The sequence below is a fragment of the Burkholderia sp. Ax-1720 genome (genome assembly GCF_011753035.1).
GTDB classification, from domain to species: domain Bacteria; phylum Pseudomonadota; class Gammaproteobacteria; order Burkholderiales; family Burkholderiaceae; genus Burkholderia; species Burkholderia gladioli.
The window spans coordinates 1-802 of record NZ_VWWK01000456.1 but is presented as its reverse complement, the minus strand read 5'-3'; the positions used below and the strand labels follow the sequence as shown (position 1 = coordinate 802).

At 73.6% G+C, this 802-nt stretch carries 1 pseudogene; it reads right to left on the bottom strand.

The features are described 5' to 3' along the window. Positions 1–802: pseudogene (locus F3J18_RS37640) on the bottom strand (translocation and assembly module protein TamB); the annotation flags it as partial.

Genomic DNA, 802 nt, shown 5'->3' with positions numbered 1-802 from the left:
GCGCCAGCGCGGCGCGCACCGCCAGTTCGGCCTGCGGCGCGCCCGGCGCGAGCGCGCGCGGATTGACGTGATCGAAGGCCAGCGTGGCGCGCGTGAGCGGCACCGCGCCGAACGGCGCGGCCTCCACATGGGCGCGCCCGGCCAGCTTCATGCCGGAAGCGTCGAGGTCGAGCACCAGCGCCTCGAGCGAGCCCGACAGCGTGGCATGCGCGTCAACCTGCTCGTTCGACACCTTGCCCGAATAACCGGCCGTGCCGGCGATCGCGAACGGGCGCGCGCCGTCGAGCCGCACATCGGCCGTCAGCGCGCCGAACGGCGTATCGAGCCGCTCCAGCGTGAGCGCGTGATGGCGTCGATCGCTCTGCCCGTGCGCGAGCAGCTTCGTCAGCTCGGTGGTCGAGCCCGCCTCGTGGATGCGCAGCGTATCGAAGCGCAGCTCGCGCAGCGTCAGTTGCAGCGGAAGATCGAGGTTCTGCGGCAGCGTGGTGGGCGTGGTATCGGGCGGCGACGGCGCGACCGTCACGTCGATGGTGCCGGCGCGCAGGTAGTCGAGCGTGAAGCGCAGCGGCGCGCGCGTGAGCGCCCAGCGCCCTTCCACATGGTCGATCCGCACCTCGGTGCCCTTGCCGCCGGGGGTGACCCAGGCCAGCTTCGAGATCCTCACGCCCTCGGCCAGCGAACCGCCTTCCAGCGTGCCCGAGAGCCGCCCGCCCAGCACCGCCACGGCCGCCTGCCAGGCCAGCCGCGTGCCGCGCTCGGTCATCACCGCCGCGGCCAGCGCGCCGACCAGCAGCACCACCAA